Annotated in this window: 10 protein-coding genes and 1 riboswitch; of the genes, 1 reads left to right on the forward strand and 9 read right to left on the reverse strand. The window is 40.4% G+C overall.

Going from position 1 to position 8,866, the window contains the following annotated elements; translation table 11 throughout:
• Positions 1 to 6: 6 nt before the first annotated feature.
• From purF to V7147_RS10925, 8 genes are all read right to left on the reverse strand, one after another.
• Positions 7 to 1,425, reverse strand: coding sequence for an amidophosphoribosyltransferase (gene purF, locus V7147_RS10890; protein WP_335367878.1), 1,419 nt, complete (start codon positions 1,423 to 1,425; stop codon positions 7 to 9).
• Positions 1,401 to 3,629 carry a phosphoribosylformylglycinamidine synthase subunit PurL gene (gene purL, locus V7147_RS10895; RefSeq protein ID WP_335367879.1) on the reverse strand — a complete coding sequence of 743 codons (2,229 nt, stop codon included), beginning with the start codon at positions 3,627 to 3,629 and terminating at the stop codon, positions 1,401 to 1,403. Before purL ends, purF begins: the two co-directional genes overlap by 25 nt.
• The gene (gene purQ, locus V7147_RS10900; protein ID WP_335367880.1) at positions 3,613 to 4,299 is read right to left on the reverse strand and encodes a phosphoribosylformylglycinamidine synthase subunit PurQ; all 687 of its coding nucleotides are present in this window, start codon (positions 4,297 to 4,299) and stop codon (positions 3,613 to 3,615) included. Before purQ ends, purL begins: the two co-directional genes overlap by 17 nt.
• Positions 4,296 to 4,550, reverse strand: coding sequence for a phosphoribosylformylglycinamidine synthase subunit PurS (gene purS / locus V7147_RS10905; RefSeq protein WP_335367881.1), 255 nt, complete (start codon positions 4,548 to 4,550; stop codon positions 4,296 to 4,298). Before purS ends, purQ begins: the two co-directional genes overlap by 4 nt.
• A gap of 52 nt (positions 4,551 to 4,602) precedes the next feature.
• A complete protein-coding gene (purK, locus tag V7147_RS10910; RefSeq protein ID WP_335367882.1) occupies positions 4,603 to 5,745 on the reverse strand; it encodes a 5-(carboxyamino)imidazole ribonucleotide synthase in 1,143 nt (380 codons plus the stop codon).
• Positions 5,738 to 6,226 (reverse strand): 5-(carboxyamino)imidazole ribonucleotide mutase, encoded by a 489-nt coding sequence (gene purE / locus V7147_RS10915; protein ID WP_335367883.1) that lies wholly within the window; start codon positions 6,224 to 6,226, stop codon positions 5,738 to 5,740. Before purE ends, purK begins: the two co-directional genes overlap by 8 nt.
• A gap of 165 nt (positions 6,227 to 6,391) precedes the next feature.
• Positions 6,392 to 6,493: riboswitch (purine riboswitch) on the reverse strand.
• A gap of 73 nt (positions 6,494 to 6,566) precedes the next feature.
• Complete coding sequence (locus tag V7147_RS10920) at positions 6,567 to 6,764, reverse strand: NETI motif-containing protein (RefSeq protein WP_335367884.1); 198 nt, start codon at positions 6,762 to 6,764, stop codon at positions 6,567 to 6,569.
• Positions 6,761 to 7,303 (reverse strand): DUF2179 domain-containing protein, encoded by a 543-nt coding sequence (locus tag V7147_RS10925; RefSeq protein ID WP_335367885.1) that lies wholly within the window; start codon positions 7,301 to 7,303, stop codon positions 6,761 to 6,763. The genes V7147_RS10920 and V7147_RS10925 overlap by 4 nt, the downstream gene beginning before the upstream one ends.
• A gap of 185 nt (positions 7,304 to 7,488) precedes the next feature.
• On the opposite strand from V7147_RS10925, the gene V7147_RS10930 reads away from it, so the two are divergent.
• Positions 7,489 to 7,929, forward strand: coding sequence for an Hsp20/alpha crystallin family protein (locus V7147_RS10930; protein WP_335367886.1), 441 nt, complete (start codon positions 7,489 to 7,491; stop codon positions 7,927 to 7,929).
• Between the two features lie 30 nt (positions 7,930 to 7,959).
• Here V7147_RS10930 and V7147_RS10935 read toward each other — a convergent pair whose 3' ends face one another.
• Positions 7,960 to 8,274, reverse strand: a complete 315-nt coding sequence (locus tag V7147_RS10935; RefSeq protein WP_335367887.1) for a DUF3784 domain-containing protein — start codon at positions 8,272 to 8,274, stop codon at positions 7,960 to 7,962.
• Positions 8,275 to 8,866: the final 592 nt, after the last annotated feature.

Below are 8,866 nucleotides of genomic sequence, written 5' to 3' on the forward strand. Positions count from 1 at the left end.
ACACTCCTAACTTAATACCTTCTCATGTGGAAGCACTGTGTCTGGGAAAATCTCAGTTGGATATTTTCCTGTAAAACACGCCATACATTGTCCACGTGTTTCTCCCTCATACGGTCTTCCAATCGCTTTTACTAACCCTTCTGGACTTAAAAATGTTAATGTATCTGCTCCAATGATTTGACGGATTTCTTCAACTGAGTGTGAAGAAGCGATTAATTCTTCATGTGTCGAGGTATCAATTCCGTAAAAGCATGGATTCTTCATTGGCGGCGAACTAATGCAGACATGCACTTCCGTTGCTCCTGCCTCACGAAGCATGTTAACAATTCGTCGGCTTGTAGTCCCGCGTACTATTGAATCATCAACCATGACAACACGCTTTCCTTCAACTACACCACGAACAGCCGAGAGCTTCATTTTCACTCCTTGTTCCCGTAGTGATTGGGAAGGTTTAATAAAAGTTCTGCCTACATATCGATTTTTAATGAGACCAAGCTCATACGGAATCCCTGATTCTTCCGCATAACCGATAGCTGCTGAAATACTGGAATCAGGTACACCTGTTATCACATCGGCCTCAATCGGAGCCTCAAGAGCAAGCTGCTTGCCTAAATTTTTACGAGCGGTATGAACATTGATTCCGTTAATATTGCTATCAGGACGTGAAAAATAAATATATTCCATGCTGCACATTGCACGATTTGCCATTAATGAAAAACGTTCAGAATGAATACCTTCATCATTGATTACGAGTAACTCTCCTGGCTCTACATCTCTTTCAAAGGTTGCACCCACAATATCAAATGCACAAGTCTCTGAAGCTACTACCCAAGCATCCCCTATTCTACCAAGTGATAACGGACGAAGACCATTCGGATCAAGGGCAACAATCATTTTCTTTTCGGTCATGATCAGGAACGCATAGGCCCCTTTTAGCATCGTTAATGCATTTTTAACGCGGTCCTTAATTTTTGTGTACCCGCTTTTTCTTGTTAAATGTGCAAGGACCTCTGTATCTGAGGATGTTTGAAAAATACTTCCTTGGTTTTCTAGCTGATGCTTTAAGTCATTTGCATTGACAAGGTTTCCGTTATGGGCAATCGCAAGACCGCCTACTTGAGAATGAAAGAGGAGGGGCTGAACATTTTGAATGCCCCCACCCCCTGCTGTTGCATAACGAACATGCCCAATCGCTGCTTTTCCTTGGAGTTGTTCAAGTTGGCCATTGCCAAACACTTCGTTAACAAGACCTTCTCCTTTTACAATTCGAAGCTTCTCGCCATTACTGACAACAATGCCGGCACCCTCTTGACCACGATGCTGTAAGCTGTGTAATCCATAGTAAGTTAGTTTGGCTGCATCTGGATGTCCCCAGATACCAAATACACCACATTCCTCGTTTAGGCCTTTGAGTTCAGCAAGCATGGGATAGCCCCTTTCCATGTACGTCTTAAATCATCAACCGGTAGATTTATAAGCTCTTTACCAGCTTGATCGCTAACTACAAATGTTCCATCACCTGTTACTTCTCCAACAAGATTTGCTTTTACTAGCTGTTCAAATTTTTCTTTATTTTCTTTTTTCACTGATACGATAAAACGTGACTGTGTTTCACTGAATAATTCGGTTACTGCTTCACCCTGAACTAGTACTTTTACTCCTAAACCTTTTGAACCAAACGCTTTTTCCGCTAATGCAACCGCAAAACCTCCCTCTGCCACATCATGTGCAGAAGAAATCACACCTGCGCGAATAGCAGTTAACACTTGTTGTTGTCTTCTTCTTTCAATCTCTAAATCTAGTTCAGGAACTGGACCAAAAATTTCACCATGGATTAATTTTTGAAGTTCACTGCCCGCAAATTCTTCTTTCGCTTCCCCGATGACATACACAAGGTCGCCTGCTTCTTTGAAGTCCTGAGTCGTAATATGGGAAATATCATCAATCAATCCAACCATTCCAATAACTGGCGTCGGATATATAGCTTTTCCGTTCGTTTCATTATTAAGAGACACGTTTCCACCAATAACTGGTGTATTTAGCACACGGCATGCCTCACTAATTCCATCCGCTGCTTTTTCAATCTGCCAAAAAATTTCTGGATTCTCTGGATTACCAAAGTTTAAATTATCAGTAATCGCAAGTGGTGTACCACCGGAGCAAACGATATTTCGAGCTGCTTCACTAACCGCGATTTGTCCACCAACCTCTGGATCTAAATAGAGATATCTAGAGTTACAGTCTGTTGTCATCGCTAGAGCTTTCCTTGTATCACGGATTCTTACGACAGCAGCATCCGAACCTGGAGCTACAACTGTATTTGTACGAACCATGTAGTCATATTGGTCATAGACCCATTCCTTACTTGCGATTGTTGGCTGCGCAAGTAAATCTTGAAGAGTTTGCCCTACATTTTCAAGCTTAGGAGCTTCAACCTTCATTTCTTTAAATTCACGATACATAGCAGGCTCACTTGAAGGCTTATGATAGATAGGAGCCTCTTCCGCTAGAGCGTCGACGGGTACATCTGCGATTACTTCACCCTTGTGTACTAAGCGAAGTTGTTTATCATCTGTCACCTTTCCAATTGCCACAGCTTCTAGGTCATATTTATTTACGATATCTTGAATCTCTTGCTCTCTTCCCTTTTCAACTACGATTAGCATACGTTCTTGTGATTCAGAAAGCATCATTTCATAACCAGTCATGCCTGTTTCACGTTGTGGAACAAGGTCAAGATTCATTTCAATTCCTGATCCAGCTTTACTTGCCATTTCCGCTGATGAACTTGTTAAACCTGCCGCACCCATGTCTTGAATTCCGACTAAAGCATCAGATTTTACAAGTTCTAAGCAAGCTTCAAGCAATAATTTTTCCATGAAAGGATCTCCAACCTGTACAGCTGATCGTTTCTCATCAGATTCCTCGGAAAGCTCCACAGATGAAAAGGTTGCACCGTGGATACCGTCACGGCCTGTTTTGGCACCGATATACATGACCGTGTTGCCAACACCTTTTGCCTGACCTTTTTGAATATCCTCGTGGTTGATTAGTCCAACACACATTGCGTTAACAAGAGGGTTCCCTTCATAGGAAGAATCAAATTGAACCTCCCCACCAACCGTTGGAATTCCAATACAATTTCCGTAACCAGCAATTCCTGCCACTACTTCTTCAAACAAGTACTTCACTCTTGGTGAGGTTAACTCCCCAAAACGAAGTGAGTTTAATAGAGCAATCGGTCTCGCCCCCATTGAAAACACGTCACGGATAATTCCGCCCACACCTGTTGCTGCCCCTTGATATGGCTCAACTGCTGAAGGGTGGTTATGACTTTCAATTTTAAAAACGACCGCTTGGTTATCCCCAATATCAACGATTCCGGCACCTTCACCAGGTCCTTGAAGAACACGTTCACCGGTAGTCGGAAACTTTTTTAATACTGGCTTTGAGTTTTTGTAGCTACAATGCTCTGACCACATAACAGAGAATAATCCAGTCTCTGTGTAGTTAGGTAGTCTACCTAAAATCTTTTCAACTAACCCAAACTCTGAATCACTTAAACCCATTTCACTATATACTTTTTCTTCCTTAATTTGCTTTGGACTTGGTTCAAGAAGTAACGACATTTGCTAACCTCCAATTTTTCACAATTGATTGAAATAGCTTAATTCCATCTGAACTACCTAATAAATCCTCAACCGCTCTCTCTGGATGAGGCATCATTCCTAGTACATTTCCTCGTTCATTTGTGATACCAGCAATATCTGCAATACTACCATTTGGATTTGTACCGTGATATGTGAATGCGATTTGATTGTTCTCTTGTAATCTAACAAGTGTTTCTTCATCACAATAGTAGTTTCCTTCGCCGTGGGCAATTGGGACTGTAATAACCTGACCCGCTTCGTATTCAGAAGTAAACATAGATTTGTTATTTTCAACATGCAGTTCAACTGGTCGACACATAAACTTAAGATTCTCATTACGACGCATCGCACCAGGTAAAAGTCCTGCTTCTAATAAAATCTGGAACCCATTACACACACCAAGAACTGGCTTACCAGCTTCAGCTGCTTTTACAACCTCATCCATCACGTTTGAAAAACGAGCAAGTGCCCCAGTGCGTAGGTAATCTCCATAAGAGAACCCTCCAGGAAGCAAAATACCATCGAACTTATCAAGATTGGTTTCATGATGTCCTACATACTCGACCTCTTCACCAAGCGCATCCTTAATCGCATGATACATATCAACATCACAATTAGAGCCCGGAAATACGATTACGGCAAATTTCACTGTGTGACAACCTCCTCAACCTCATAGCGGTAATCCTCAATCACTGTATTTGCTAAAAGCTTCTCACAAATTTCCTTAACCGTCTTGTCGAGGTCAGCTACTGATTCATCAATCGTTAACTCCATATACTTTCCGATCCGAACATCTTGTACTTCCTGATAATTCAATTGGTGTAAGGATCCCTTCACAGCATTTCCTTGTGGATCTAAAACACTCTCACGTAATGTCACATATACCTTTACTTTGTACATCATTTTTCCTCCTAGTCGGTTTAAAATTTTTCGTATAAGGATCTGTTTCTCTTTAAGAACGGATGAATTTTGAATCCTTCCAAACTTGCAAGGAATCTGACTTTTCTAAAGCCTCTTCTGCTGTATTTCCTAAGACGGTCACATGCCCCATCTTTCTTTTCACTTTCGCTTCTTTTTTTCCATATAGATGAACCTTCACGCTTGATAAAAGGGATACTTTTTCAAGTAAGGGCTCAAGATGCTCACCCAAAATGTTAGTCATTACAACCGGTCTTAATAAGGATGTTTCTCCAAGTGGCCAATTGCACACTGAGCGAATATGTTGCTCAAATTGTGATGTTTCACATGCGTCGATTGAATAATGACCTGAGTTATGTGGACGTGGTGCCAATTCATTGATGTAGATTTCCCCATCCTCAGTCACAAACATTTCAACCGCTAATGTTCCAACCAATTGAAATTCAGAGGCAAGCTTCATCGCCATATCTTTTGCTTTTTCTTCCGTTTTTACCGAGATTCTTGCCGGAACAATCGATTGGTGCAGGATGTTTTCAACATGAATGTTCTCTGCAACCGGAAAAGTTTTTGCCTCTCCTGCCAGATTTCTTGTGACGATTACGGAAATTTCTTTTTCAAAAGGTACCCATGCTTCTAAAATGCATATTCCAGATGCAAGAAGTTTTGCCGCTTCCTTGACATCTGCACTCTTTTTCAAGACAAACTGTCCTTTTCCGTCATACCCACCACGACATGTTTTTAAAACAGATGGAACACCGATTGTCTCGACAGCTTTGGCTAATTGCTCTTCATTTTCAACAAGAAGAAACGGGGCTACACGCAAGCCAATCTCCTGAATCGCACTCTTTTCTGTACCACGATCCTGGGTTATTTTTAATAAATGACTGCCTTGAGGTAAATTCGCATTTTCTTCAAGCCAGATCAATGCTTCATAATCTATATTTTCAAATTCATACGTGATCACATCACTCACGCTTGCTAATTGTTTAATAGCATCTAGATCATCGTAATTTGCGGTAATTTCGATATCCGCAACCTGCCCACATGGTGAATGTGGTGTTGGATCTAGAACAGCAACATAAAATCCCATTTCCTTAGCCGAAATGGCCATCATTCGCCCAAGCTGACCGCCACCAATAATTCCAATCGTTTGACCTGGCAAAATTCGTTTATTCAAGCTCGTCACTACTTTCTAGTACTTGAATTCTTCTAGTTTCTCTTATATCAACAAGCTTCCGATCCCATTCCGGATTGGATGTTCCAAGAATGGAGGCTGCCAGTAATCCTGCATTCGTTGCACCTGCTTTACCAATCGCAACTGTCGCAACAGGCACACCTCCAGGCATTTGAACAATGGATAAAAGGGAATCGAGTCCATTCAATGCTCTTGATTGAACCGGAACTCCGATGACAGGTATAGTTGTTTTCGCCGCAACCATTCCTGGTAAATGCGCCGCTCCACCTGCTCCTGCAATGATGACCTTAATGCCCCGTTCTTTTGCCTTTTCCGCATATTCAAACATAAGATCCGGTGTACGATGAGCCGATACGACCTTTTTTTCATAAGGTATTCCTATTTCATCTAATACATTGCAAGCTTCCTTCATTGTTTCCCAATCTGAAGTACTTCCCATAATCACACCAACTACTGGATTCATAAGATCCTCCTTTATTAAAAGCACAAGGCGCCCGATCATCGGCTTAGACCAGAGTGCCGATGGCTTCTTGAGCTAGACTTAAAAAATGAAAAATGCCCAGGTAAAAGATTGTTTTCCGAAAAGGGGAAAGCAATCCTACCTAGGCATTCCATGTCAAGAATAGGTAAAATTATACTTTTCCCTCATAGTCCAATAATTTACGGTTATCGGGTAGAAACTTATGGGCCATATTCCCAAGATTATATGAGGTATTTTTCTAACCTAATCTTATCAACAGAATCATTCAATTGTCAATTAATATCGAACATTTTACAAAAGTTTCATTTTTAATGTTCGTGTTTTACTGCAACTTCCCTTCAAAAACAATCTTTCTTCCGTATGGTTTGATGACAATCTCTCCGTTGTGCTCGACTTCCTTAAAAACAGGTTCCTCCATTCTTCTGACAGGAAAATATCCTTCAACCCGCATCCGATCAAGGCATTGATCAATTGTCTCATTTTCCATAACTTCAAATTTTAGTTTTTTTGGTTTACTCATGATTCAAGTTTTCCTCTCTTAACGGCCTTGACCCAGAATCCGCCGTGAATGGACTTCGGTTCAGATGCTATCACAAACGCCTTCGGATCCACATCTGTAATCGTCTTATATAATTTCATCTCATATTTACGAGGAGTTAAGATTGTCATAGACAATCGATCACCTTCCCTACCCTGTGACATCCATGTCGTAACCCCGTATCCCTCGTCACGCAATATCTTAGGCAAATCCATTTCATATTCCTTTGTAATCACACTAACGGTAATATATCCAAGCGCAAGCTTTTCTTCAATCTTCATTCCAACAATTACACCAAGCCCGTATCCAACCGCATACGCAACTAAATTTTGAATCTGGTTTAAATTATCAAGCACCAAACCAAGCCCAACAACATAAATAACTACCTCAACCGTACTAATCATTGCAGCCAAATAACGCTGCCCCTTCATCGTCAGGATCATCCGAATCGTAAAAAAGGACACATATACAATATTAATCACTAAAATAATAAAGACCATGACATACGCATTTGACAACAAATTAACTCCCCCTTAGCAATCGTTCATTCAATTAGCTTTCCAAAGAATATATTGTACTAAACATTTTCCCTAAAGGATACTATTCAAAACATATTTTAATGCATTTCTTTGTAGGCACATACCTACCCGTTTTTCCATATACTATGTTACGGAGTTTTGAAATTTAAAGGAGGGAACTACTGCCCATGAAAATGGACCAATTTAAAAATATGACTGATTGGCGAAAACAATGGGACCATTTTTTTGGTGATGAATTTTGGAATGGATTCGCTCCATTTTTTGATAACCCCCATTCCCAATTAAACATCTATCAAGGCGAAAATGAGATTTTAGTCGTCTTAAGCTTACCGGGACTCATAAAGGTAGAGGACGTCGACATTTATGTAAACCATCAAACGCTAGAAGTGAAAGGAAAAATCAATTTAAACTTTAAGGATTTTGAAATCATTCAAGAAGGCATTTTTCAAGGAAAATTCGAACGGGAAATCCAACTTCCATACACAGTAAAAGAAGACCGTATAAAAGCAAGCTACAAGCGAGGACTCTTACTCATCCACCTCCACAAACAAATCCCCGACGACACCAGAAAAAAAATAGATGTACTAGACCGAGATAAACAAAAATGACAAAATCCCTCACATACCGTGAGGGATTTATTATTTCGGATCAACTGGCTTATTTAATTTAATTACATATATCACAAGAACAATCGAACCAATTGTGATGATGGCCCCAAAAAGTAAACCAAAAAGCTCACTTACAAACTCTAGCCCAAACGGCAGCACCATGGTAAGCAGACCAACGATAATTGTAAATACCCCCACTACTTTTGCCAACTTCTCCTTATCTCCCTTATATGTTTCCTCATTATAACCAGCAATTAATGATAGATGCTTTTTCTTCCAAATCAGAAACCCCATAAAGATACATAGAAGACCTACAAAAAAACATACGATGAATCCGGCGAGCATTGGTACTCCTCCTTGATTTGATTCTATATGGTATATACGGATATAGGGGTTGGAGGTTTCAGGCGAGATGTTGATTTGTGAGGTTCTGCGGGATATCAAATTGGAATTTGGAGCGTGGTGATTTACTATTTAGGCTGCTTACGAATATATCATTTATCGTTTTGCGTCTGGTTGGAATACCGTTGTTGTTGTTTGCGGTATCCCATTTATCGTTTTTCAGTTGGGTGATATACCGTGTATGCTGTTTGCGGTATAGCATTTATTGTTTTTCGGTTGGGTGATATACCGTCTATAGAGTTTGATTGCCACATCTAGGGCCAAGAGTGTCCGTACTTATTGATAAGGGGATCAGGATAAGCACCCGATCTCATAAATAGACGGGATAATTCCGCTTACTTAGTAAGTGTTATTAAAAAATGCTTAAATAAACGGAGAAATTCCGCCTATCGGCTCGAAAAATTCGAAAATAGGTGATTTTGCTTGGCTTAACCGGAAAATCTCCGCTTATTTTACCCCGTCTGGATACTCGATCTCGATAAATAAAAAAGACCAACCATATCGGTTGATCTTTTAGTTGCCTAGCGACGTCCTA

Source organism: Bacillus sp. JJ1521, from assembly GCF_036965165.1.
Lineage (GTDB): Bacteria > Bacillota > Bacilli > Bacillales > Bacillaceae_L > Ferdinandcohnia.